A 24,394-nucleotide genomic window follows, 5' to 3' on the forward strand; every position below is an offset into this window, starting at 1 on the left:
TCACCGATGATGTCCCGCCGTCGCTGCTCAGCGCGGATAGACCACGAACTTGGGCGCGGATCCGCCAGTCGAGGGCGGCACCCGGTAGTGACGCAGAGTGAACTGCATCATGTCCCGGAACGCCGGGTTGGCGATCGCCGCGCCCCCGCCGTTGGGCGTGTAGACGAAGACGGCGATCACGTAGCGGGGGTTCTCGGCGGGAGCCATGCCGATGAAGGAGGACACCTTGTCGGTCTCTATCTTGCCGTTGACCACCCGCGATCCGGTGCCGGTCTTGCCGGCGACCCGGTAGCCGGGGACCGCGGCGGTGACGCCGGTGGCGCCGTCGACGGTGGTGACCGCCTCCAGCATGGTGCGCAGGGCCGCCGCGTTCTGCGGGCTGAGCACCGACCGGGTCAGCGGGGCCGGCGCCGGGGTGCGCTTTCCGTCCGGGCCGATCACCTCCTTGACCAGGTGCGGCTGCACGTACGTGCCGTTGTTGGCGATGGCGGCGTACGCGGCGGCCATCTGCAACGGCGTGGCGTCGACGCTGTGCCCGATCGGCACCGACCCACGCGACGATTCGCTCCACTCGTCGGCCGGCAGCAGTCGCCCGCTGGCCTCCCCGGGCATCCCCTCGCCGGTCGGCTTGCCCAGCCCGAACCGCTTCTGGTAGTCGATCAACCGGTCCCGGCCGAGCTTCTCAGCGATCGTGATGGTGCCGACGTTCGACGAGTAGGCGAGCATCCCCGGCACGCTCATCCGCTTGCCGTTGGCCGGATGGGTGTCGGAGAACCAGGTGTCGCCCATCTTGATGTTGTTGGCGATCGGCAACGTGGTGTCCGGCGTGATCACCCCCTCCTGCAACGCCGCGCCGTAGGTGATCGCCTTGTGCACCGAGCCCGGGTCGACCACGAAGCTCGTCGCGGCGTCCTCCCGGGCGACCGGGTCGCTGGGCAGCGGCTTCGCCGCGTCGTAGGTGGGGTTGCTGGCCTGGGCCAGCACCGCGCCGGAGGGAATCTCGATGACCACGGCGGCGCCGGTGCCGCCCGGCGCCTGGGCCATGCCCGCGCTGAGGATCTGCTGCGTCCGGAACTGCAGGTCGCGGTTGATGGTGAGGGCGAGCGAACTGCCCGGCTTGGCGAGCGTGGTCCGGCTGTAGCCACCCGGAATGGGCGCGGCGAGGTCGCCGAGGCCGGCCTCGTACACCCGTTTGCCGTCCTGACCGGCGAGCACGTCGTCGTAGCGGGCCTCCAGCCCTTCCAACCCGACCATGTCCTGGCTGGTGAAGCCGATCAGGTTGGCCGCCAGGTCACCGCCGGGCACCTCACGGCGCTCGTCGCGGTGCACCCCGATGCCGAGGAGGTCAAGCGCCTGCACCCGCTTGGCGGTGGAGATCTCCACTCCCCGCGCCAGATACACGAATCGGGATGCCTTACCGTCCTCCAGCTTGCGGGGCTTCATCAGCTCCACGAGCTTCGACACCGGGATGCCGAGCAGCGGGGAGAGCGCCTTGGCGACGGCGGCCGAGTCCTTCACCTCGGTCGGGTCGGCGTACACGTACCGAGCCTCGACACTGCGGGCCAGCGGCGCGCCGGTGCTGTCGTAGATCGCGCCCCGTGGCGCCGGCAGCTCGACCGTGCGGAGGCGGTCAGCGATGCCGCCCCCGGCGTACGCCGGAGCGTCGACCGCCTGGAGGTAGATCAGCCGTATCCCGATGGTGGCGAAGAGCGTCAGGGCGAGCACGGTGCCCAGCCGCAGCCGCAGCCGCGAGTCGGCCAGCTTCGGCGGGCGTCGTGGCTTGCGCGACGGCCGCCGGGCCGCCGGTCGGTCGGTGCGCCGCGGCGCGCGTGGCGTCGTCCGGCGACGCGGCGGCGGCTCGTCCCCACCCGGGCCACGGGGGGTACGCGGTGCGACGGTGCGCACCACCCCACCGCGTCCCGCCGGAGCGTCGCGCCGGCCGGCCCGGGCGGCGGCCCGACCACCGTCGAGCACCTGCAACGCCGGCCGGAACGGGTCACCGGACCGGGTGCTGCGCGGTGTACGCCGCTGCTCGGCGCCCTGACCGCGCGCCGGCGTACCGCGCTCCTCCCGAACGGTCCGACCCCTCGGGGTGTACGCCCGGGCGCCGGAGATGCCCCCGATGCCCGGCTCACCGGTGCGCGGCTCGCCGTCGGCGGGCCCGGCATCACGTGCAGAACCGCGCCGGGACCCCGTAGGGTCCCGGCGCGGCTCGTCCGACCTTGGTGGCACCGGTCAGCCTCCCGCACCCTGGCTGGTCACCGACGGCTGGCCGTTCGCCGGCTGCGGCACCTCGAGGGTCTTGCCGTCCGGCAGCCGGATGTAGCCCGGCTCGCCGGCGTCGACCAGGCCCAGCCGCCGCGCCTCGGCGGTCAGGTTGCCCGGCGCCTCGGCGTCGGCGATCTGCTTGTCCAGTTGCTGCTTCTCCAGGTCCAGTCGAGCCTGCTGCTGCTGCAACCGCTCCAGCCGGAACGCGTTCTCATTGATCTTGGTGTTGACCGCCAGGATGCCCAGCACCCCACCGACCACCAGCACCACGATCAGCGCCGCGAACGGCGCACGCGGCACCGAGATCGGCGGCGGCGGCGCCACCCGCAGCCGCGGCGGCCGGGCGCTGGTCGCGCTGGCGGCCTTCTCGACCGGTCGCAGCGCGGCGGTGCCCTGAGTCGGGAACTCGCGCGCCCCCCGGGCGCGAGTCTCCCCCTGCCGATTCGTTCGATCGATGCGTGGCGTACCGTTTCCGAGGCGCGGAGCCCGCTCCGCCGCGGTCCGGCCCCCCGACCGCGGTGCGCGCTGCCCGCCGCCGGTGACGTCCCGGCGGTCGCGCTTGTCAATGCTCATGTCCCCTCCCCCTCAACGTCCGTCCCTCTAGCCGTCCCGGTGCCCCTGACCCCCCACGGATCAGGCGGACCCCGTGCCCGGTTGGTGCATTCCCTTCACCCGTCGGCGAGACCGTTCGCGGTCGGTCCGCCAGTGCTCTGTCGCGTTCGGGTCGAGTCGCTCCGCGGCCCGCAGCCGCACCGAGGCGGCCCGCGGGTTCGCGGCGACCTCCGCCTCCCCAGGCAGTTCGGCGCCCCGGCTGAGCAGCCGGAACGTCGGACCGGACCCGGGAAGCTCGACCGGGAGGTCAACCGGGCCCTTACTGCGGACCCGGTCCGTGAGGGCCGCCTTGGTGAGCCTGTCCTCCAGCGAGTGGTAGGACAGGACCACCATGCGACCGCCCACGGTCAGTGCGTCGAGTGCGGATGGCAACGCTGTCTCCAGCGCTGCCAGCTCTCTGTTTACCTCGATCCGTAAAGCCTGAAACGTTCTCTTTGCCGGGTGACCACCCGTTCGTCGCGCTGGTGCCGGAATGGAGTCCCGAACCAGCTCCGCCAGCAGCGCGGACGAGGTGATCCGGGCCCGCTCCCGCTGCCGGATGATCGCCGAGGCGATCCGGCCGGCGAACTTCTCCTCGCCGAAGACCCGCAGCACCCGGGCCAGGTCCGGATGGGCGTACGTGTTGACCACCTCTTCGGCGGTCACCCCCCGGGTCTGGTCCATCCGCATGTCCAACGGCGCGTCCTGGGCGTACGCGAACCCTCGGTCGGGCGCGTCCAGCTGCAACGACGAGACACCCAGGTCGAACAGGATGCCGTCGATGGCCGGATAGCCCAGCCGGTCCAGTACGTCCGGCAACTCGTCGTAGACGGCGTGCTCCAGGTGCACCCGATCGGCGAACCGGGCCAGCCGGACCCGCGCGTGAGCGAGCGCCTCGGTGTCCCGGTCGAGCCCGATCAGGACCGTCTCCGGATGCGCCTCGAGCACCGCCTCCGCATGCCCGGCCAGACCGAGCGTCGCGTCGACGTAGACCGTCCGGCCGCCTCGACCCAGCGCGGGGGCCAGCAGCTCGAGACACCGCTCGAGCAGCACCGGCACGTGCGTGCCGCGCAACTCCCCCATGATGACCCCCACTGGTTGAAACGTCCGTTCTTCTCGTGCGCCTGTCGTCGGACGGCGCTGCCGTCGTACCGCCAGATCCCCATCCGCTCCCGCCTGACACCGGACCGTCGCCCAATGACTGGATCGTGCGCCTGGCACCGGGGAAGTGATGCCAGGAACTCGAAAGCGGCTGGAGATCTCGCAGTACGTCGGGCGCCGTTACCGCCCTACAGACCGCCGGGCAGCACCCCCTCCTCGATGTCGGCGAAGTCGTCTTCGCTCTCGGCGAGGTAGGTCTCCCAGGCGACCTTGTCCCAGATCTCCACCCGCGTGCTCGCGCCGATCACTACCAACTCGCGGTCCAGCGCGGCATAGGCCCGCAGGTGAGCCGGGATGGTCACCCGGCCCTGCTTGTCCGGAACCTCGTCGTGCGCGCTGGCGAAGAAGACCCGGCTGTAGGCCCGGGCCGCCTTGTGAGTCATCGGCTGTGCGCGTAACTGCTCCGCGATCCGCTGGAACTCAGGGGTCGGGAAGACGTAGAGGCAGCGCTCCTGCCCTTTGGTGACCACGACACCCCCCGCCAGCTCATCCCGGAACTTGGCCGGAAGGATCAACCGGCCCTTTTCGTCCAGGCGCGGAGTGTGGGTGCCGAGGAACATCGGCCCAACCCCCTCGCCCTTGAGCGGCGTTCGCGGCGCCGCTGACCCCCCGGGCCGGTGAGCCCTCCCGGCCTCACCATTGGTCCCCACTCTACTCCACTTCCCTCCACCCGCAACCAAATTCGCCCGCGTGGCGCGCCTGACCCGACGACAAAACAGCACGTCACAAGGGGTGGAGCGGAGTGGAGGGCTCCGGCCGCCCCTCGGCGTGGTCCGCTTTCCGACATAGATCGACTCCGTCCGGGGGACGCGGACCCGGCCGCCAGCGCCGTCACCACGGCCGAACGGTTCACCCTCGGCGGCGATCTGGTGGGGCCGGCGGTCCGGTAACCTCGCTCGCGTGACGGACGCGAAAATGCCCCTACGGGCCAAGGTGGCCAGCTCCGTGTCACGGACCGCCGCGGCGCTCTCCCGGGCGGCCGGCCGTGGCGACGGTTCAGTGATCGGCGGGTGGATCGGCCTGAAGATCGACCCGGACCTGCTGGCCCACCTGTCGGCCGGGCGCGCGATCGCGCTCGTCTCCGGCACCAACGGCAAGACCACCACCACCCGATTGACCTCCGCCGCGGTCGGCGTGCTCGGCCGGGTCGCCACCAACTCGTTCGGCGCCAACATGCCCAGCGGGCACACCTCGGCGCTGGCCAAGGCCGGCAGCACCCCGTACGCGGTGCTGGAGGTCGACGAGCACTACCTGGCGCAGGTGCTGGAGGCGACCGAGCCGCACGTGGTCGCGCTGCTGAACCTCTCCCGCGACCAGCTCGACCGCGCCAAGGAGGTCGCCATGATGGCGCAGCTCTGGCGCGCGGCGCTGGTCCGGCACACCGACGTACGGGTGGTGGCCAACGCCGACGACCCGCTGGTCGTGTGGGCAGCCACCCCACCGGGCGACCCCGCCCGGGGCATCAACCCGCCGCACGTGACGTGGTTCAGTGCCGGCCAACGCTGGCACGACGACTCCTGGGTCTGCCCGGAGTGCGGCTCCACCATCCAGCGCTCCGGCGAGCAGTGGTGGTGCACCGGCTGCCCGCTACGCCGACCGGAGCCGCACTGGGTCGTGGAGGACGAGGGCGTGCTCGACCCCACCGGCGCCTGGCACAAGGTCTCCCTCCAACTGCCCGGCAAGGTCAACCTCGGCAACGCGGCGACCGCGCTGGCGGTGGCCGCCGAGTTCGGCGTCCGCCCGGTCGACGCGGTGTCCCGCCTCGGCATCGTCACCTCGGTGGCCGGTCGCTACGCGCAGGTCGACAAGGACGGGCGCAACATCCGGCTGCTGCTGGCCAAGAACCCGGCCAGTTGGCTGGAGGCGTTCGACATGGCCGACGACGCGCCGACGCTGCTCTCCATCAACGCGCGCGACCCCGACGGTCTGGACACCTCCTGGCTCTACGACGTCGACTTCGCCCCGCTCCGCGGCCGGCAGGTGTTGATCACCGGTGACCGGGCATACGACCTGGCGGTTCGACTGGACGTCAACGACGTGCCGTTCCAGCACGTCCGGACATTCGACGACGCCCTCCGGTCGGTCCCGCCCGGGCGGCTGGAGGTCATCGCGAACTACACCGCGTTCCAGGACATCCGAGCGGAGTTGGACCGTGTCATCTGAGAGTCTGCGCATCGTCTGGATCTACCCCGACCTGCTCTCCACCTACGGAGACCGGGGCAACGCCCTGATCCTCGCCCGGCGGGCCCGTCAGCGTGGGATGCCGGTCGAGGTGCTGGAGGTCCGCTCCGACGAGCGGCTGCCCGCGACCGCCGACATCTACCTGGTCGGTGGCGGCGAGGACGGCCCACAGGCGCTCGGCGCACAGCGGCTGCTGGCCGACGGCGGCCTGCATCGCGCCGTCGCGCAGGGCTCGGTGGTGTTCGGCGTCTGCGCCGGCTACCAGCTGCTCGGCACCTCGTTCTTCGCCAAGGGTGTGCAGTGCCGCGGGCTGGAGCTGCTCGACCTGCGGTCCGACCGGGGTGAGAGCCGGGCCGTGGGCGAGCTGGCCGGTGAGATCGACCCCCGGCTGGGCCTGCCCCCGCTGACCGGTTTCGAGAACCACGGTGGCCGCACCCACCTCGGTCCGGAGGTCTCCCCGCTGGCCCGGGTCACCGCCGGGGTGGGCAACGACGGCGCCACCGAGGGAGCGTGGCGCGGCAAGCTGCTCGGCACCTACTCGCACGGGCCGGCGCTGGCTCGCAACCCGGCCCTGGCCGACCTGCTGCTGCGCTGGGCCACCGGGGCACACCAGCTCCCGCCGTTGGACGACACCTGGTCGGACCGGCTCCGCAACGAGCGCCGCTCCGCGGTGGCCGCCGCCCGGGCATGATCCGTGCCGTCCGGCGGTTGCTCCGGCAGCCGTCGGCCGCCCGGTTCGCCCTGCTCGTGCTGCTGATCGGCGGCTGCGGCTTACTGCTGCTGCTGGTGCCCCGGCCGGATCCGGCGCAGTTGCCGCTGGTCGCCGCCCGGCTGGGCGACCTCGCGCCGGTGGCGGCGATCCTCGGGGGCGCGTTACTCCTCGTCGCGCTGGTGCCCCGGACCTTCATCACGCTCGCCGCGGGTGCGATCTTCGGCCCGCTGGAGGGCGCCGCGTACGCCCTGGGCGCCGCGCTGGTGGCGGCGGCGATCGGGTTCACTGTCGGCCGGTTGCTCGGTCGGGAGTTCGTGGCCGAACGGGTCCGCGGTCGCCTGGCCCGCCTCGACGGCTGGTTCGCCCGGCAGAGCGTGCTCGGTGTGGTCACCGTCCGGCTGCTGCCGATCGCCGGCTTCGGCCTGGTCAGCTACGGCTACGGCACGACCGGCGCACGAGTGCTGCCGTTCCTGGCCGGCAGCGTGATCGCGTCCGCGCCGACCGCCTTCGGCTACGCGGCGATCGGCGCGGCGGTCAGTTCCCCCGGCCACGTCAACTGGTACGCCGCCGCCCCGGCCAGCCTCGGCCTGATCGCCAGCCTGGTGCTGATCCACCAGTGGTGGCGCGCCGAACGCCGGCGCCGCACCGTGCCGGTCTGACCCAGCCCGCCCCGCCCCTGCCCCCACCTCCGCGATCTTGCACTTCCTGTCCCGGCACTACCGGACACAAAGGGCAAAACCCGAACCGAAACTGCAAGATCGCAGAGGCGGGGGGTGTCATCAGGCGACGACCGAGACCATTCGGCCCTTGACCACGATGACCTTGCGCGGCTCCTTGCCACCCAGGGTCGCCGCCACCACGTCCAGGGCCGCCGCGCGGACGCTCTCCTCGGAGGCGTCGGCGGGAACCTCGACGCGGCCGCGGACCTTGCCGTTGACCTGCACCGGGTAGGTCACCGTGTCGGCCACCAGCAGCGCCGGGTCGGCGGTCGGGAAGTCCGCGTACGTCAGCGAGGTGTCGTGGCCCAGCTTGCGCCACAGCTCCTCGGCCACGTGCGGGGCGAACGGCGCCACCATCAGCACCAGCGGCTCGGCCACCTCGCGGGGGGTGGCCGACAGTCGGGTCAGCCCGTTGGTCAGCTCGATCAGCTTGGCGATCGCGGTGTTGAACCGGATGCCGTCCATGTCGCCACGGACCCCGTCGATCACCTTGTGCAGCAGCCGGCGGGTCGCCTCGTCGGCCGGGTCCTCGGTGATCCGCAGGGCGCCGGTCTGCTCGTCGACGACGGCCCGCCACACCCGCTGCAGGAACCGGTACGAGCCGACCACCGCCCGGGTCTCCCAGGGGCGGGAGACCTCCAGCGGGCCCATCGACATCTCGTACACCCGGAAGGTGTCCGCGCCGTAGGCGGCGCACATGTCGTCGGGCGTCACCACGTTCTTCAGCGACTTGCCCATCTTGCCGTACTCGCGGTTGACCGCCAGGTCACCCAGGTAGTAGGCGCCGTCGCGCTCGAAGACCTCCTCGGCCTGCACGTAGCTGCCGCGCGAGTCGGTGTACGCGTACGCCTGGATCATGCCCTGGTTGAACAGCTTGCGGAACGGCTCGAACGACGACACGTGCCCCAGGTCGAACAGCACCTTGTGCCAGAACCGCGCGTACAGCAGGTGCAGCACCGCGTGCTCGGCGCCACCGACGTACAGGTCGGTGCCCCCGCAGTCACCGTCGGCGCGCGGGCCCATCCAGTACCGCTCGTTCTCCGCGTCGACGAACCGCTCGCTGTTGGTCGGGTCCAGGTAGCGCAGCTCGTACCAGCAGGAGCCGGCCCACTGCGGCATCACGTTGGTTTCCCGGGTGTAGCGCTTCGGCCCGTCACCCAGGTCCAGTTCGACCTCGACCCAGTCGCGCCGCCGCGACAGCGGGGTCTCCGGGTTGCTGTTGGCGTCGTCGGCGTCGAACGTCTTCGGGGAGAAGTCGTCCACCTCCGGCAGCTCGACCGGCAGCATCTCCTCCGGCAGGGCGATGGCCGCGCCGGTCTCGTCGTAGACGATCGGGAACGGTTCGCCCCAGTAACGCTGCCGGGAGAACAGCCAGTCGCGCAGCCGGTAGGTCACCGCGCCGGTGCCGTGCCCGCTCGCCTCCAGCCAGGCGATGATCGCCGCCTTGGCGTCGGCGACGCCCAGGCCGTTCAGGTCCAGGCCGCGCTCGGGCGCGGCGCTGTTGATCGCCGGGCCGTCCCCGGTGTACGCCTTGCCGTCGAAGCCCTCCGCCGGCTGCACGGTACGGACGATGGGCAGCTCGAAGACCTCGGCGAACGCCCAGTCCCGCTCGTCCTGCGCCGGCACCGCCATGATCGCGCCGGTGCCGTAGCCGGCCAGCACGTAGTCGGCGATGAAGATCGGGATCTGCTTACCGGTGACCGGGTTGGTGGCGTACGCGCCGATGAAGACGCCGGTCTTCTCCTTGGTGTCGGACTGCCGCTCGACGTCGGTCTTGGCGGCTGCCGCCTTGCGGTACGCCTCGACGGCCTCCCGGGGGCTGGCGTGCCCGCCGGTCCAGGCGTCCCTCGTCCCGTCCGGCCAGCTGGCCGGCGCCAGCGTGTCGACCAGCTCGTGCTCGGGCGCCAGCACCATGTAGGTGGCGCCGAAGACGGTGTCCGGGCGGGTCGTGAACACCCGCACCGGCGCCGCGCTGGTCGGGAAGTCGATGTGGGCGCCGGTGGAGCGGCCGATCCAGTTGCGCTGCATCAGCTTGATCGGCTCGGGCCAGTCCAGGCTGTCCAGGTCGTCCAGCAGGCGGTCACCGTACGCGGTGATCCGCATCATCCACTGCTTCAGGTTGCGCTTGAAGACCGGGAAGTTGCCCCGCTCGGAACGGCCGTCGGCGGTGACCTCCTCGTTGGCCAGCACGGTGCCCAGCCCCGGGCACCAGTTCACCGGCGCCTGCGAGACGTACGCCAGGCGGTGGTCGTCGACGATCTGGCGGCGCTCGGCGACGCTCAGCTCGGCCCAGGCGCGGCCGTCCGGGGTGGGCCGGTTACCGCCCTCGAACTCGGCGATCAGCTCGGCGATCGGGCGGGCCCGGCCGGCGTCGCGGTCGTACCAGGAGTTGAAGATCTGCAGGAAGATCCACTGGGTCCAGCGGTAGAAGTCGGTGTCGATGGTGGCCACCGAGCGGCGCTCGTCGTGCGCCAGCCCCAGCCGGCGCAGCTGCGCCTTGTACCGCTCGATGTTCGCCACGGTGGTGGTCCGGGGGTGGGTGCCGGTCTGCACCGCGTACTGCTCGGCGGGCAGACCGAACGCGTCGAAGCCCATCGCGTGCAGCACGTTGCGACCGGCCATCCGCTGGTAGCGGGCGTAGCAGTCGGTGCCGATGTAGCCCAGCGGGTGGCCGACGTGCAGGCCCGCTCCGGAGGGGTACGGGAACATGTCCAGCACGTACAGCTTCTCCGCGCCCGCGCGCGGGTGGGTCGGGTCGGCCAGCGGGCCGGTCGGGTTCGGTGCGTGGAAGGTGCCCTCGCGCGCCCAGGTGTCCTGCCAACGAATCTCGATCTCGTCGGCCAGGGCCGCGGTGTACCGGAACGGGGGAATGTCGCCCGCCGGTGCGGCTGCCTCACTCATCGTCTCTCCTCGCTTCGCTTCGCTTCGTCTCGGCACCACCGGGCCGGGCCGGCGGCGGGCACAAAAAAGCCCCTCGCACAGGAGGGGCCGCCGTGCTGTCGCTGCGTTCAGCGCATCAGCACGGCCCGGTAAGAAGCAGGAAGACTCCGGCCATGCCCGCAGTGTACCTCGCCGTCCGGCGCGACGACGTGCCGCCGTCGGGCAGCGCGCGAGGCGGTCACCCGGCCGCGGCGAACCGGGCGCTGTCGGTGGTGAAACCCCAGCACTGCTGGGAGTTGAAGACCACCGCGTCCTTGCAGTACGCCGGGCTGGAGGTGGCGGTCGCGTCGGTCAGCAGCACGGCGGCGTAGTCCCGGAAGTACGCGTCCTCGACGGTGGTGCTGACGCACTGGTCGGTGTTGACTCCGCCGAAGAGGAGGGTGCGGACGCCCTGGGCGCGCAGCACCTGGTCGAGGTGGGTGGCATGGAATCCGTTCATCCGGTACTTCGGCACCTGCACGTCCTCGGGACGCACCAGCTCCCACAGCTCGTCGACCAGCGTCGCGCCCCACGATCCCTCGGTCAGCACCGGGCCGTGGTCCAACTGCTCCCCGATACCGGCCTGGTCGAGGCGGTGCTTGAACGACCAAAGTGTGGGCGCGCCGAGGTTACGCAGGTCAGAACGGTTGTACCAGTACACCCAGATCACCGGTACGCCGAGCTGGCGGGCCGCCTCGACCGCCCGTACGGCGCCGGGGATCGCCTCCCGGCAGGCCGTGTGGTCCAGCCCGGAGCGCTCGGTCCAGCCACCCGGGGAGCAGAAGTCGTTCTGCATGTCGAGCAGGACCAGGGCGGTCGCGTCCAGGTCCACCACGACGGGCAGCAGTTCGGCCTCGATCCGGGCTCGCCGCCCGCCGGTGCCGACCGCCACGTCGACGTGGTCGGCGTGCAGCCGCCACTGCGCCACGCCACCGCCGAGGCGTACGCCGCCGTCGTCGGCCTGCCCGTAGATGTCCCGCTCCCGCCACACGGTGCTCTCCCCCGGTTACGTCGCCGCCGACCGGTGGGCCATGCGGGCGGGCCACCGGATACCCGCACGCGGAGTGGTCACGCATCTCCCGAACGGCGAATATTCCGGTGCGTAAGCGGCGGACTACCTGCGGGGGTCGGCGTTAACGACAAACATGGTTAGCCTGAGAGACTAGTGAGATTCCTGCGGCAAACGAGGCTCGACGTCGCGAACCCAACGGCGGGTCCAGGTGCTCTCTAGAGAGCTGCCGTGACGGCGACGAGGAGGAGGCCCGTGACACAACAGACCTGGGACGAGGTGGGCGGCCTGTTGCCGCACGACGAGTTCCGCGCCGCCAGCGAGGCCATCGTGGCCAACATCGAGCAGGTCATCGAGGGTAAGACCGCCACCGTGCGGCTCGCCCTGGCCGTCCTGCTCGCCGAGGGTCACCTCCTGATCGAAGACGTCCCAGGCGTCGGAAAGACCAAGCTTGCCAAGGCCCTCGCGCGGTCCATCGACTGCACCGTGCGGCGGATCCAGTTCACCCCCGACCTGCTGCCCAGCGACGTCACCGGGGTCAGCGTCTACAACCAGGAGACGCACGACTTCGAGTTCCGCCCCGGCGCCGTGTTCGCCAACCTGGTGGTCGGCGACGAGATCAACCGGGCCTCGCCGAAGACCCAGTCGGCGTTGCTGGAGTGCATGGAGGAGCGGCAGGTCACCGTCGACGGGGTGACGTACCAGCTCCAGACCCCGTTCATGGTGATCGCCACCCAGAACCCGATCGAGATGGAGGGGACCTACCCGCTGCCGGAGGCGCAGCGCGACCGGTTCACCGCCCGCATCGCGATGGGTTACCCGGATTCCAACGCCGAGCTGGCCATGCTCGACGGGCACGGCGCCACCGACCCGCTGCACGAGCTGCGCGCGGTCTCCGACGCGGCCATCGTCCGGCAGTTGATCGCCACCGTCCGGCAGGTGCACGTGGCGGACGCGGTCAAGCAGTACGCGATCGACCTGGTCACCGCCACCCGCGAGGCCCCGGACCTGCGGCTCGGCGCGTCCCCCCGGGCGACCCTGCAACTGTTGCGCACCGCCCGGGCGGTCGCCGCCCTGGAGGGCCGCGACTACGTCCTCCCCGACGACCTGCAGGCCCTGGCGGTGCCGGTGCTCGCCCACCGGATCATCCCGACCGCCGACGCGCAGCTCGCCCGGCGGACCACCGACGCGATCGTCTCCGAGCTGGTGCACCGCCTGCCGCTGCCACACGATCGGCAGCGCAACCCGTACGACACCCGGCCCCCCGCCACCGGCAACGGTCGCGCACCCTACGAGCCGCGGAGGCCATGACGTGCGTGCCGGGCTACGCGGGCTGACCACCCGCGGGCGGTCCTTCCTCGCCGCTGCGGCCGCGGCGGCGATCTCGGCCGGCATCCTCGGCGAGAAGGACCTGCTCCGGGTGGCGGTGCTGTTGGCCATCCTGCCGTTGCTGGCCGCCGCCTACGTCGGGCGGAGCCGCTACAAGCTGGCCTGCAACCGTTCCCTGGACCCGCACCGGGTTCCGGTCGGCGCCAACTCCCGGGTGGTGCTGCGCCTACAGAACCTCTCCCGGCTGCCGACCGGCACCCTGCTCCTGGAGGACCGGCTGCCCTACGCGCTGGGCAGCCGGCCCCGGGTGGTGTTGGAGCGGCTCGGCGCGCACCAGGCCAGCTCCGTGGCGTACACGGTGCGGGCCGACGTGCGGGGCCGCTACGACGTGGGCCCGCTGGTCGTCCGGATGACCGACCCGTTCGGCCTCTGTGAACTCACCCGCTCCTTTCCCAGCACCGACCACCTGACGGTCATCCCGCAGGTCACCCCGCTGCCGTCGGTCCGGCTCCCCGGGGAGTACGCGGGCAGCGGCGACAGCCGGGCCCGCTCGGTGGCGGTGCACGGCGAGGACGACGCGGCGACCCGGGAGTACCGGCGCGGCGACGACCTGCGCCGGGTGCACTGGAAGTCCACGGCCCGCACCGGTGAGCTGATGGTGCGCCGCGAGGAGCAACCGTGGGAGAGCCGGGCCACCGTCGTCCTGGACACCCGGGCGTACGGCCACCGGGGCGAGGGGCCGACGGCCAGTTTCGAGTGGTCGGTCTCGGCCGCCGCGAGCATCGCCGTCCACCTGCGGCAGGCCGGTTACAAGTTGCGCCTGGTCACCGGCTCGGGGGCAGATGTGGACGCCTCGGAGGCCGGCGGGGACGGCGCGCTGCTCGACCACCTCGCGGAGGTCCGACTGGATCAGCGCGCCGAGGTCACCGGCCTCGTGCAGCGGGTCCGCCAACGCGCCGACGGCGGTCTGATCATCGCCCTGTTGGGCACTGTGAGCGTCGCCGAGGCGGAGCTGCTGGCCGGGCTGCGGGGCAACGGCGCCACCTGTGTCGGCTTCCTGCTGAACAGCTCCACCTGGCTCAGCCTGCCGGAGAAGGCGCGGGCCGAGGCGGAGCACGCCCACGCCGCCGCCGTCCTCGCCATGTTGCAGAGTGGCTGGCGGGTGGTCGGCGTCGACCACGGCGGCCGGCTGCCGGCGCTGTGGCCGCAGGTCGGTCGGGGCGCCCAGGGGTTCGCCCTGCGGGCCGCGCTGGCCGAGACGGTCGCCGGCGGTGTGCGATGAACGGAAGGCTCCCCTCATGATCAGCAGTCGGAACATCGGCATGGTGGCGGCCGCTGCCACGCTGCTGGCCGCCGCGCCGCTGTCGGCCATCTTCCAGGGCTGGACATGGTTGATCGAGTCCATCATCGCGGTCGCCGTGGTGGCCGGGGTGGCCGCGCTGACCCGCCTCGCCCGGGCACCTCTGTGGGGTCAGGTGCTGGGCATGCTGGCCGGCCTGATGCTCGCCCTGACCTGGTTGTTCCCCAGCGGCCAGGAGTTGCTCGCGATCCTGCCCACCCCGGGCACGTTCGCATACTTCGGCGACCTGCTCGCCGGCTCCATGCAGGACATGCGCTCGTACGGGGTCGAGGTCCCGGACACTGACCCGCTGCTGTTCATCGCCGTGCTCGGCGTCGGCGGGGTCGCCGTGCTGGTGGACGTACTGGCCGTGGGGCTGCGCCGGCCCGCGCTGGCGGGCCTGCCGATGCTCGCCATCTACTCGGTGCCGGTCGCCGTCTACGTCGACAGCGTCCCCGCGGTGCCGTTCGTGGTGGGCGCCGCCGGTTACCTCTGGCTGCTGGTCACCGACAACGTCGACCGGGTGCGCCGCTTCGGGCGCCGGTTCACCGGCGATGGCCGCGACGTCGACGTGTGGGAGGCCTCTCCGCTGGCGTCCGCCGGCCGTCGGCTCGCGGCGGTCGGGGTGGCCCTGGCGGTGGTGCTGCCGCTGGCGGTGCCCGGCATGACCGGCGGGCTGCTCGACTCGCTCAGCCGAGGGCCGGGCAACGGCACCGGCAACGGGTCCGGCTCGGGCGGCACGTCGGGTCGGATCGACCTGTTCGCCTCGCTCGCCGGCCAGCTCAACCAGTCCCAGGTGGCCGACCTGGTGAAGGTGAAGACGTCCGAGCAGAACCCGTTCTACCTGCGCTACGCGGTCGCCGACGAGCTGCGCCCCGCTGGTTTCCAGGCGCGCAACCCCAGCGGCCGGTCGGTAAACAAAGACCTACCGAACCCGGCCGACCGGGCCGGTCCAGGCGTGCAGCAGACCACCTACCAGGCGACCGTCGAGGTCACCAAGAGCCTGAGCATGTCACTGATGCCGGTGTACGCCGAACCGACCCGCGCCGACGACCTCAGCGACAACTGGCTCTACGACGCCAACCAGCAGGTCGTCTTCTCCAACCGGGAGAACTCCCGCGGTCGGAAGTACTCCTTTGACTACGTCCGCTCGACCTTCACGCCCGAGGCGTTGCGGACTGCGAAGCCGCTGCCGACCGAGCACCCCGTACGCCGACAGATGACCGCCACCCCCGGGCCGGTGCCCGAGGTGGAGGAGCTGGTCAAGGGGCTGATCCAGGGCAAGCGCACTGACTACGACCGGGTGCTGTCGATCTACCGGCACTTCTCGGCGGACAACGGGTTCAGCTACCGGTTGAGCACCGAGAGCGGCAGCAGCGGTCAGGACATCGTCAACTTCCTGACCAACAAGGTCGGCTACTGCCAGCAGTACGCTGCCGCGATGGCCTGGCTGGTCCGCTCGGCCGGCATCCCGGCCCGGGTGGCGTTCGGGTTCACCAACGGCAGTAAGCGCGACGGTGACACCTTCACGCTGACCAACCTCAACCTGCACGCCTGGACCGAGGTCTACTTCGACGGGGCTGGTTGGGTGCCGTTCGACGCCACCCCGGCGTACGGGGTGCCCGGCTCCACCCGGTCGGCCTGGGCACCGGACACTGACGCGCCGGAGGCGTCCAGCCCGAGCTCCGGCGCCACGAGCGCCCCGACGGACCCGGGCGCCTCGGCGGAGCCGACCGGCCCGGACAACGCCGACCGGGACACCGACGACGGGCTCTCTCTCGGCGGGACGACGCCGAACGAGCAGCCACCGGTCTGGCCCTGGTGGGCAGCGGCCCTGGTGGCCCTGCTGGTGCTGCTCGCGGTGCCCGCGCTGCGCCGAATGGCCCTACGCCGCCGACGCAGTGGCCGCGCGGCGAGCGGGGTGATGGCCTCCGCCAGGGTCGACGGCGACAGCGAGCCGGGGGCACGTCCGGTGGTGGTCAGCGCGGACGCCAACCGGGCCCGCGCGGACGCCCACGCCGCCTGGGCGGAGCTGCTCGACACGCTTGTGGACTTCCGGGTCCCGGTCGATCCGACCGAGACGCCCAGGGCGACAGCGGACCGGCTTGTCCGGGACGCCCTCGACGATGACGACGCGATCGGGTCGGCGCGGCTGCTCGGCCGGGCGGAGGAGCGGGCCCGCTACGCGCGGGATCCGCTGACCGGTGAGCGGTTGCTGCCGGCGCTACGCGCGGTCCGTGCGGCGCTCGCCACACGGGCGGACCGACGGACCCGCCTGCTCGCCGCGGTGCTGCCGCCCTCGGTGCTGCTGCGTTGGCGCACCACCATGGCCGACAGGTCCAGCCGGATGGTGGCGCTCACCGGACAGGCCCGGTACCGACTGCTGCGGTGGAACCCTCGACGGCTGCTGGCCGACCGGGCCGCTCGCTGACCGACCGTTCGATGGATGGGGGCGGCGGCCATCACCGCTGCCCCCTGCACCCGGCCGACCGCTCCCATGATCAGGTGATGAGAAACAGGTCGGTGGAACGGACAGCGGAAGAGGACGCGTGGATACGCCGGAGGTCGCCGGGGCTGTGCCCGGCGACCGCTCGTCGCGGCGTACGGCCCGCCTCAGCGGCGGGACCGGCTCAGCGGTGCCCCTCCGGGCGCTGCCGCCACCTGTCCTCCATGCGGTCCAGGAGTGACGACCGGCGACCGGATCGGCCACCGCGGGGACGACGACGACTCGTCGTGCCGCCCACCACGTGCAGGTCGGGTGACTGCGCCCGCCGGTGCGACTGCACCGCGAACGCGGCCGACGCCAGCATGACGACGAAGCCCGCCACCGCCAGCGGTGGAGTCTTGATCACCGCGCCATAGACCAGTAGAGCCAAGCCAGCGATGATGACGCCGGCGGCGACGAGCAGGCGACGCCGCGCATGGAAGCGCGGATCGCTGGCGCGCACGGCCGAGGCGAATTTGGGGTCCTCGGCAAGCGACCGCTCGATCTGCTCGAACAGCCGCTGCTCGTGCTCCGAGAGCGGCACGGCACTCCTCCCCGGTCACGTTGGTCGGGCCCACTCGGGCCGACAGACCGTGGCAGCCAACCGGCTGCTTACCCGCAAGTCTACGAGGGGGGTCGCGCGTCGGAAAGCGGGACGACCTATGGGCGGGGTGGATTTTCGTTTCGGCGGGGATCACGGTCGCCCATCAGACTGGCCGGACCTATGACGGACCGCCCGAAACGGGCAGCGGCGGCGTCCACGGCGGCTTCCGCCTCGCGCCAGCCACGCTCGGGCGCGCCGAGGGTGAGTTGCCGGGGAGCGCCCTGCGCCGGGGCGAGCCCTTCCACCCGGACACCGACGAGTCGGATCCGCTCGCCCGGGTCCAAGGCGGTGTAGAGCGCCCAGACCGTGTCGAACATCTCGCGGGCGGTGTCGGTGGGAACGTCGAGGGTGCGAGACCGGCTGACGGTGCGGAAGTCGGCCAGTCGGACCTTGAGTGAGACGGTGCGCCCGACCTGCCCGGAGCCGCGCAACCGGACGCCGGCCTTCGCGCTGAGCGCGAGCAACGCACGGCGGATCTCCAACGGGTCGGCCACGTCGACGTCGAAGGTCACCTCGGCGCCGATCGACTTGTCGACGTGCTCGGGGCTGACCCCGCGCGGGTCGCGCCCCCAGGCCAACTCGTGCAGGTGCGACGCCGAGGCGGCACCGACGGCTCGGCGGAGCATGCCCACCGGCGCCTCGGCGAGGTCGCCGACGGTGGTCAGGCCGAGCCGGCGCAGCGCCTCGGCGGCACGCTCCCCCACCCCCCACAGGGCATCCACCGGCAGCGGGTGCAGAAAGTCGAGCACCTGCCCCGGGGGCACCACCAGCAGGCCGTCCGGCTTGGCCCGGGTGGAGCCCAGCTTGGCCACGAACTTGGTCGGCGCCACCCCGACCGAGCAGGTCAGCGCCTGCTCGTCGGCGACCCGGCGACGGATCAGCCGGGCGATGGCGGCCGGGGAGCCGAAGAGCCGACGGGCACCGGTCACGTCGAGGAACGCCTCGTCCAGGGAGAGCGGCTCGACCAGCGGCGTGACGTCCCGGAAGATCTGCATGACGGCCCGGGAGGCGGCCGTGTAGGCGGAAAAATCCGGTGGCAGATAGACCGCGTGGGGGCAGCGGGCTCGGGCCTGACTGGTCGGCATCGCGCTGCGGACGCCGTACCGGCGGGCCTCGTAGCTGGCCGAGCTGACCACCCCGCGCGGGCCGACACCGCCGACGACCACCGGCCGGCCGCGCAGCTCGGGGCGGCGGCGCACCTCGACGGCGGCGAAGAAGGCGTCCATGTCGACGTGCAGGATCGGGCTGGCGGAGTCGTCGGCGTCCGGCCCGAAGCGCGGATCGTCGCCCCGGGGCAACGACTGACTGCGGCCCATCCCGGCAGGTTAACCCGGAGGTACGACACCACCATCGGCCAGCGGGCCTAACCGTCCCGGGTCAGCCCCGGACGACCAGCAGCGGCACGGTCAGCTCCGCCGCGGTGTCCGACCCGTGGTAGGCCACCAACTTCGACGCCATCGGCCGCTCGGTGCGACTGGCCATGACCGCGTACGTGTCGTTGCAGATCACCACCACGTCGCCGATCCGGCCCAGGTGCTCCTCGGGCACCGGCCCGAACCAGCCGGTGGCCACCACCTCGTCGCGGGTGCGTACCCGGGCCGTGGCGCCCAGCACCTCCGACCAGGCGGCCCGCACGTCGTCGACCGCGCCCGGCTCGACGTGCAGGTAGCGCACCCGGGCCTCGCCGGCCACCAGCCGCACACCGGCCCGCAGTCGCGGATCGGTGTCCAGGTCGAAGCGGTGCGCGGCAGGGATGTCGAGCTGCCCGTGGTCGGCGGTCACCAGCAGCGCCGCGTCCGGCGGCAGCCCGTCGACCAGTCGGGCGACCAGGGCGTCCACCTCGGTGGCGGCCTCCCGCCAGGGTGCCGAGTCGACGCCGCTGACGTGGCCGTGTCGATCCAGGTCGGCGTGGTAGCCGGAGACCAGGGTGGGCCCGGTGCCGGCGGCCAACGCGGCAAGCATGGCGGTGGCCACCGCGTCCCCGCCGGCGGCGCCCCGGAAGTCACCACCCCGGTTGGCGGCCACTGTCAACCCGCTGCCGCCGAACTCCGGCCGACTCACCACTGTCGTCGTCACGCCGGCGGCGCGGGCCCGCTCCAACTGGGTGGGCACCGGCTGCCAGCGCAGCGGCGACGGATCGGCGGCCCAGTCGGTGTGGGTGAGCACCCGATCGGTGCCGGGCACCCGCACTGTGAAGCCGAGCACCCCGTGCGCGCCGGGCGCGACACCGGTGCCCAGCGACACCAGGCTGGTCGGGGTGGTGGACGGGAAACCGGCGATGAGCGGCCGGGCCACCATCGCGGCGAGCCCGGCGACTGTCGGCGCGTAGGGCGCCGCGGTCGGCAGCTGGTACCAGCCGAGCCCGTCGACCAGCAGCACGGCGATCCGACGCACCCCGGCCAACGCGGGTAGCAGCCCGAGCGGGTCGGTCGAGCCGGGCACGCCCAGCACGGCCAGCGCGCTGGGCAGCACGTCGGCGAGACGGCCGCCGCCGTGATCCGGCCCGAGGATCTCCAGCGGCGCCGGCCGGCCACCGGCCTCGGCGATCATGCGGGGCGGCGGGCGAACAGGTGCAGTTGGGCGGCCAGGTCCCGGTACGGCGGTTGGGCGGCCAGCGCACGTTCCAACTCGACCACGGCGGCGGGCTGCCCGTCGGCGACCGCTGCCGGCAGCAGGTCGGCCAGCACGCGTACCCCGTGGATCTCCTCGACCACCAGCCCGGCGGCGCCGAGCAGCGCGGCGGCGCCCGGGGCGTCGTAGCGTCGGCGCAGCATGTCGCGCGGCCCCGCGGTGCCGGCCGGATCGGCGGCCAGGGTGGTCGCGACGTCCAGGTGCCCGTTCATCGCGCGGCCCAGCACGGCGGCGGCGCGGCCGGCCACCAGCACACTGGCCGCGCCGCCCGGGCGCAGCGCGGTGGCCAGCGCGGTCACCACCGGCGTCGGGTCGTCGACCACCTCCAGGACGGCGTGGCAGAGCACCAGGTCGACGCCGGCCGGCTCGACCAGCCCGGCGAGGGCGTCGCCGTCGCCCTGCACGGCGGCGATCCGGTCGGCCACCCCGGCCTCGGTGGCACGGCGGGTGAGCGCGGCGAGCGCGTCGGGGCTGGCGTCGACGACGGTGACCCGATGCCCGGCGCGGGCCAGCGGAACGGCGAAACCGCCGGTGCCGCCGCCCACGTCCAGCACGGTGAGCTCGGCGTCGCCGCGCCGGTCCAGCTCGGCGCGGAGCACCGACCAGATCACTGCGGTACGGGGTGTCAGCGGCGGCTCGGCGAACCGGCCTCGGGTCTGCTCCACCCGGTCGAGCCTAGTCACCCGGCCCGGTGGTGGTGCGGGCGTGTGGCGGGCGCGCCCACCACACGCCCGACGGGTGCGTGGTGGCGCGGTTGATCAGGCCTCGGCGCCCTCGGCCTCGTCCTCCGCCCGGGACCGGCGCTCGTTGGCCACCGGACCGTTGGTCACCTCGTACTCGCGGGGGTCGGCGAGGTGCGACGGCACCCAGCCGTTGCCCAGTCGGGTCCGCCGGGCGTTGGCGATTCCACTGGTGTACGCGTGATTTCCCGTCACTGTCGTTCCCCCTCACGGATCACGGGCCGCTCTGCCCGCTCGAGACGAGTCTCCCGCTCGACGGCTCCGGAAACCGTAATGTGGATCACTGATTCAGCGGAAGTCACGGGAGGCCGGACTCACCGGCGGCTCGATGGCGTCCAGCCGGTCGGCGACCAGGTTGGTCACCCCCTCGTGCCGCTGCAACCGCCCTCGGACAACCAGCGCGGCGCTGGTCCGCGCCACCCGCCGGTAGCGCTGCCACAACCCCGGCGAACAGGTGACGTTGAGCATCCCCGTCTCGTCCTCCAGGTTGAGGAAGGTGACCCCGCCCGCGGTCGCCGGGCGTTGCCGGTGGGTGACGATGCCACCGACCCGGATCCGTTGCCCCGGCTCCACCCGGCCGAGCCGGGCGATCGGCACCGCGCCGAGCACGTCGAGCTGACCCCGGATGAACCGGGCGGGGTGGCTCTCCGGCGACAACCCGGTGGCCCACACGTCGGCGACCAACCGGTCCACCGCCTCCATCCCGGGCAGGGTTGGCGCCGCCGCGCCGGTCACCGTGCCGGGCAGCCGACCCGGCCGGTCCTGGGCCGCCGCACCGGCGGCCCACAGCGCCTGCCGCCGGGTCAGCCCGAAACAGGCGAAGGCGTCCGCGGTGGCCAACGCCTCCAGCTGCGCGGCGGTGAGACCGAGCCGCCGGGCCACATCCGGCATGTCCCGGTACGGCCCACCGGCGACCCGTTCGGCCTCGATCCGTTCGGCCACGTCGGCACCGAGGGTCCGCACACTGGACAGGCCGAGCCGGACGGCGGGGCCTCCCAGCCCCCAGGCGTGCGGCGGCTCTCCCGGCCCGCTGCCCCACCGGGTTTCCGGGGTCGACTCCAGCACCGCCAGTGCCCCGCTGGCGTTGATGTCCGGACGACGAACCTCCACCCCGTGCCGGCGGGCGTCGTCGACCAGGGTCTGCGGCGAGTAGAAACCCATCGGCTGGGCGTTGAGCAGCGCGGCCAGGAACGGCGCGGGGTGGTAGCGCTTGAGCCAGGAGCTGGCGTAGACCAGGTAGGCGAAGCTCATCGCGTGGCTCTCCGGGAAGCCGTAGCTGGCGAACGCGGTGAGTTTGCGGTAGACGTCGTCGGCCAGCTCACCGGTGATGCCCCGCTCGGCCATCCCGGCGTAGAGCCGGTCGGCGATCCTGGTCATCCGTTCGACCGACCGTTTGGCGCCCATCGCCCGGCGCAACTGGTCGGCCTCGGCCGCGTCGAAGCCGGCCAGGTCGATGGCGAGCTGCATCAGCTGTTCCTGGAACAGCGGCACACCCAGGGTCTTCTCCAGGGCGTTGCGCATCAGCGGGTGGGCGAAGGTCACCGGTTCCTGCCCGTTCTTGCGCCGGATGAACGGGTGCACCGAACCGCCCTGGATCGGGCCGGGGCGGATCAGCGCCACCTCGACCACGAGGTCGTAGAACTCGCGGGGCTTGAGTCGGGGCAGGGTGGCCATCTGGGCCCGACTCTCCACCTGGAACACGCCGACCGAGTCGGCCCGGCAGAGCATGTCGTAGACCTCCGGGTCGTCCAGGGTCATGTCGCCCAGGTCGAGCCGGGACCCGATCATGTCGTAGCCGTAGTGCAGGGCGGAGAGCATGCCCAGGCCGAGCAGGTCGAACTTGACCAGGCCCACCGCGGCGCAGTCGTCCTTGTCCCATTGCAGGACGCTGCGCCCGGGCATCCGCCCCCACTCCACCGGGCAGACCTCGATCACCGGCCGGTCACAGATCACCATGCCACCGGAGTGGATGCCCAGGTGCCGCGGGAACGTCTGCAACTCGTTGGCGTACTCCACCACCTGCTCGGGGATGTTCTCGACATCGACAGTGGCGACCGAGCCCCACCTGTCGATCTGCTTGCTCCAGGCGTCCTGCTGCCCCGGCGAGTAGCCGAACGCCTTGGCCACGTCCCGCACGGCCGACCGGGGCCGGTAGGAGATGACATTGGCGACCTGGGCGGCGTGCTCCCGGCCGTAACGGGTGTAGACGTGTTGGATCACCTCCTCCCGGCGGTCGGACTCGATGTCCACGTCGATGTCGGGTGGACCGTCCCGTTCCGGGGCGAGGAACCGCTCGAAGAGCAGTTGGTGCCGGACCGCGTCCACATTGGTGATCCGCAACGCGTAGCAGACCGCCGAGTTGGCCGCCGAACCCCGACCCTGGCAGTAGATGTCCTGGTCACGGCAGAACGTGACAATGTCGTAGACCACCAGGAAGTAGCCGGGGAAACCCAGCTCCTCGATCATGTTCAGTTCGTGGTCGAGTTGCGCGTACGCCGTCGGGTGCGCCTGCGGCGGGCCGTAGCGCTCGTGCGCCCCGTCAGCTGTCAGCTTCCGCAGCCAGCTCATCTCGGTGTGCCCCGGCGGCACCGGGTACGCCGGTAGCTGCGGCGCGACGAGCTGGAGGTCGAAGGCCAACTCGGCGCCGAACTCGGCGGCCCGCGCCACCGCACCTGGGTACGCGGCGAACCGGGCCGCCATCTCCGCGCCGCTGCGCAGGTGGGCGGTGGCCGCCGCGGGCAACCAGCCGTCGATCTCGTCCAGGCTGCGTCGGGCCCGGACCGCGGCGACGGTGGTGGCCAGTCGACGCCGGCCAGGGCTGGCGTAGTGCACGTTGTTGCTGGCCACCGTCGGCAACCCGGCTGCGGCGGCCAACTCGGCGAGCGCGTCGTTACGGTCGGCGTCGATGGGATGGCCGTGGTCGGTCAGCTCCACTGCCACCGTCTCCGCGCCGAAGAGCGCGGTCAGCCGGTCCAACTCGCGGGCCGCCGCGTCCACCCCCTCGGTGAGCAGCGCCCCCGGCACGTGCCCCTTGCGGCAGCCGGTCAGCACCAGCACATGGTCACGCAGCTCGGCAGCGACCTCCTCCAGGTCCCCGTAATCCGGGCGGCCCTTCTCGCCGCCACGTAGCTGGGCGCGGGCGATGGTGGTGGCCAGCCGGGCGTACCCCTCGTGGCCGTGCGCGAGCACCAGCAGGTGCGCGCCGTGCGGGTCGGGCTCGCCGTTCTGCGGGCCGGGCAGGCCGAGGGACAGCTCCGCGCCGAAGATGGTCGGCAGGCCCAGCGTACGAGCCGCCTCGGCGAAGCGGACCACCCCGTAGAAGCCGTCGTGGTCGGTGACGGCGAGCGCGGTGAGCCCCAGCCGGGCCGCCTCCTCGGCCAGCTCCTCCGGATGGCTGGCGCCGTCGAGGAAGCTGAAGTTGGTGTGCGCGTGCAGCTCCGCGTAGGGCACCACGCCGTTGGGGCGGGTCAGCTCCGGTGGCTGGTACTGCTCGCGGCGGCGGCTCCAGGCCGGGGAGTCGCCGCCATCGGCGTCCACGGCGAGCGGGTCCACCACGTGCAGGTGCCGCTCCTCGCGCGACCGCCCGCCGCCCGGCCGGCCGGAGCCGCCGCCGGCCCGACCGGAGAGCACCCGCTCCAGCTCCGACCAGGGCATCTTCGGGTTGTGGAAGCTCATCGAGCATCCACCGCCGACCTGGGGAGCACCG

At 72.5% G+C, this 24,394-nt stretch carries 17 protein-coding genes and 1 pseudogene; 6 read left to right on the forward strand and 12 right to left on the reverse strand.

What is annotated here, in order from left to right:
- Positions 1 to 27 precede the first annotated feature (27 nt).
- The 4 genes and pseudogenes from ACIA47_RS24340 to mraZ form a co-directional block, all read right to left on the reverse strand.
- Positions 28 to 2,232, reverse strand: a complete 2,205-nt coding sequence (locus ACIA47_RS24340) for a peptidoglycan D,D-transpeptidase FtsI family protein (protein ID WP_396710872.1) — start codon at positions 2,230 to 2,232, stop codon at positions 28 to 30.
- Between the two features lie 3 nt (positions 2,233 to 2,235).
- Positions 2,236 to 2,841 (reverse strand): hypothetical protein, encoded by a 606-nt coding sequence (locus ACIA47_RS24345; RefSeq protein ID WP_112605082.1) that lies wholly within the window; start codon positions 2,839 to 2,841, stop codon positions 2,236 to 2,238.
- Positions 2,842 to 2,904: 63 nt separating this feature from the next.
- A pseudogene (gene rsmH / locus ACIA47_RS24350) lies at positions 2,905 to 3,942 on the reverse strand (16S rRNA (cytosine(1402)-N(4))-methyltransferase RsmH); the annotation flags it as partial.
- 206 nt (positions 3,943 to 4,148) lie between these two features.
- Positions 4,149 to 4,580 carry a division/cell wall cluster transcriptional repressor MraZ gene (mraZ, locus tag ACIA47_RS24355; protein WP_030488958.1) on the reverse strand — a complete coding sequence of 144 codons (432 nt, stop codon included), beginning with the start codon at positions 4,578 to 4,580 and terminating at the stop codon, positions 4,149 to 4,151.
- Between the two features lie 355 nt (positions 4,581 to 4,935).
- Here mraZ and ACIA47_RS24360 point away from each other — a divergent pair, with 355 nt between their 5' ends.
- Genes ACIA47_RS24360 through ACIA47_RS24370 form a run of 3 tightly spaced genes read left to right on the forward strand, consistent with a single transcriptional unit; the run spans position 4,936 to position 7,572 of the window.
- The gene (locus ACIA47_RS24360) at positions 4,936 to 6,183 is read left to right on the forward strand and encodes a MurT ligase domain-containing protein (RefSeq protein WP_091407686.1); all 1,248 of its coding nucleotides are present in this window, start codon (positions 4,936 to 4,938) and stop codon (positions 6,181 to 6,183) included.
- A complete protein-coding gene (locus tag ACIA47_RS24365; RefSeq protein WP_091407683.1) occupies positions 6,173 to 6,892 on the forward strand; it encodes a type 1 glutamine amidotransferase in 720 nt (239 codons plus the stop codon). Before ACIA47_RS24360 ends, ACIA47_RS24365 begins: the two co-directional genes overlap by 11 nt.
- On the forward strand, positions 6,889 to 7,572 hold the full coding sequence (locus tag ACIA47_RS24370) for a TVP38/TMEM64 family protein (RefSeq protein WP_396710873.1): 684 nt from the start codon (positions 6,889 to 6,891) through the stop codon (positions 7,570 to 7,572). The genes ACIA47_RS24365 and ACIA47_RS24370 overlap by 4 nt, the downstream gene beginning before the upstream one ends.
- A gap of 120 nt (positions 7,573 to 7,692) precedes the next feature.
- On the opposite strand, the gene leuS is transcribed toward ACIA47_RS24370, so the two are convergent.
- Both leuS and ACIA47_RS24380 read right to left on the reverse strand, forming a co-directional pair.
- Entirely contained in the window at positions 7,693 to 10,533 is a 2,841-nt protein-coding gene (gene leuS / locus ACIA47_RS24375) for a leucine--tRNA ligase (RefSeq protein WP_396710874.1), read from the reverse strand.
- A gap of 217 nt (positions 10,534 to 10,750) precedes the next feature.
- Positions 10,751 to 11,542: a cysteine hydrolase family protein gene (locus ACIA47_RS24380; protein WP_396710875.1), complete on the reverse strand. Its 792-nt coding sequence runs from the start codon at positions 11,540 to 11,542 to the stop codon at positions 10,751 to 10,753.
- Between the two features lie 273 nt (positions 11,543 to 11,815).
- On the opposite strand from ACIA47_RS24380, the gene ACIA47_RS24385 reads away from it, so the two are divergent.
- Genes ACIA47_RS24385 through ACIA47_RS24395 form a run of 3 tightly spaced genes read left to right on the forward strand, consistent with a single transcriptional unit; the run spans position 11,816 to position 16,659 of the window.
- Entirely contained in the window at positions 11,816 to 12,871 is a 1,056-nt protein-coding gene (locus tag ACIA47_RS24385) for a MoxR family ATPase (protein WP_091407670.1), read from the forward strand.
- A 1-nt stretch (position 12,872) separates the two neighbouring features.
- Positions 12,873 to 14,171 (forward strand): DUF58 domain-containing protein, encoded by a 1,299-nt coding sequence (locus ACIA47_RS24390; protein ID WP_396710876.1) that lies wholly within the window; start codon positions 12,873 to 12,875, stop codon positions 14,169 to 14,171.
- 16 nt (positions 14,172 to 14,187) lie between these two features.
- A complete protein-coding gene (locus ACIA47_RS24395; protein ID WP_396710877.1) occupies positions 14,188 to 16,659 on the forward strand; it encodes a DUF3488 and DUF4129 domain-containing transglutaminase family protein in 2,472 nt (823 codons plus the stop codon).
- Between the two features lie 199 nt (positions 16,660 to 16,858).
- On the opposite strand, the gene ACIA47_RS24400 is transcribed toward ACIA47_RS24395, so the two are convergent.
- The 6 genes from ACIA47_RS24400 to ACIA47_RS24425 form a co-directional block, all read right to left on the reverse strand.
- Positions 16,859 to 17,257, reverse strand: coding sequence for a DUF3040 domain-containing protein (locus ACIA47_RS24400; RefSeq protein WP_088988398.1), 399 nt, complete (start codon positions 17,255 to 17,257; stop codon positions 16,859 to 16,861).
- Between the two features lie 116 nt (positions 17,258 to 17,373).
- Entirely contained in the window at positions 17,374 to 18,633 is a 1,260-nt protein-coding gene (locus ACIA47_RS24405; RefSeq protein WP_396710878.1) for a DNA polymerase IV, read from the reverse strand.
- Between the two features lie 61 nt (positions 18,634 to 18,694).
- Entirely contained in the window at positions 18,695 to 19,867 is a 1,173-nt protein-coding gene (locus tag ACIA47_RS24410; RefSeq protein WP_203125857.1) for a nucleotide pyrophosphatase/phosphodiesterase family protein, read from the reverse strand.
- A complete protein-coding gene (locus ACIA47_RS24415; RefSeq protein ID WP_396710879.1) occupies positions 19,864 to 20,631 on the reverse strand; it encodes a methyltransferase domain-containing protein in 768 nt (255 codons plus the stop codon). Before ACIA47_RS24415 ends, ACIA47_RS24410 begins: the two co-directional genes overlap by 4 nt.
- A 75-nt stretch (positions 20,632 to 20,706) precedes the next feature.
- A complete protein-coding gene (locus ACIA47_RS24420; RefSeq protein WP_396710880.1) occupies positions 20,707 to 20,883 on the reverse strand; it encodes a hypothetical protein in 177 nt (58 codons plus the stop codon).
- Between the two features lie 93 nt (positions 20,884 to 20,976).
- Positions 20,977 to 24,363 (reverse strand): error-prone DNA polymerase, encoded by a 3,387-nt coding sequence (locus ACIA47_RS24425; protein ID WP_396710881.1) that lies wholly within the window; start codon positions 24,361 to 24,363, stop codon positions 20,977 to 20,979.
- Positions 24,364 to 24,394: the final 31 nt, after the last annotated feature.

The organism is Micromonospora sp. NPDC051227 (genome assembly GCF_044455385.1).
GTDB lineage: Bacteria > Actinomycetota > Actinomycetes > Mycobacteriales > Micromonosporaceae > Micromonospora.